Source organism: Facilibium subflavum (assembly GCF_003574485.1).
Taxonomy (GTDB): Bacteria; Pseudomonadota; Gammaproteobacteria; order Francisellales; family Francisellaceae; genus Facilibium; species Facilibium subflavum.
In genome coordinates this window covers 1-562 of record NZ_QLIT01000336.1, presented here as the reverse complement: position 1 = coordinate 562, position 562 = coordinate 1, and the positions used below count along the sequence as shown (strand labels likewise).

Annotated in this window: 1 protein-coding gene and 1 pseudogene; both read left to right on the top strand. The window is 42.5% G+C overall.

The genetic code is table 11. The features are described from left to right. Positions 1-311, top strand: a pseudogene (locus DNK84_RS13790) (hypothetical protein); the annotation flags it as partial. Between the two features lie 13 nt (positions 312-324). Then, positions 325-477 (top strand): hypothetical protein, encoded by a 153-nt coding sequence (locus DNK84_RS14525; RefSeq protein WP_162902112.1) that lies wholly within the window; start codon positions 325-327, stop codon positions 475-477. The last annotated feature ends 85 nt before the right edge of the window (positions 478-562 follow it).

Below are 562 nucleotides of genomic sequence, written 5' to 3'. Positions count from 1 at the left end.
TTTTCCATGGTGCTGTTGATGGGAGTTTAGACCCAATTAACATGCTTAGTCATTATGTAGACAAGGTTGAAAAGCATAAAGATGATGTGGCATTTGCTCAGCGCTACCTCGTGTTTGCACTTCTTGCAATTGTGGGTTTTGTTTCACTGATTCGTGGAATGTATTTACTGATTAAGGTGTCAGAAGGCCAGCATGAGGGGGGCGTTGGCAGAATTGTAAGTCACTTTATTGCCGGTGTTGTTGGGATGAATGCCGCAACGTGCATGACAATTTTAAATCATATTTATGACTTTAACCAATATATAAAATAATAAGGGATATCATATGAGTGCGCCAAGCAAAGCTAAGGCAATCAAGCTGGACAATCCAGCCCAGAAAAAGGCTAGCCACCAGTCTGGAACCGAACTACACATAATGCAAGGTAACGAACATTATGAAGCTGTAGTAAGGGCGGTCTATCAGCCACAACGCGAGTGAAGGTATTGAGCCCCGTAATATACCATCGTCGCACCTGATCAAGGTTTTCATATGCCTGAAATCAGCACTACGCAATAAAGATAGG

What these genes read in the sequence shown, in the direction of transcription:
- DNK84_RS14525 (WP_162902112.1), top strand. Translation starts at nt 325, where the DNA reads ATGAGTGCGCCAAGCAAAGCTAAGGCAATCAAGCTGGACAATCCAGCC.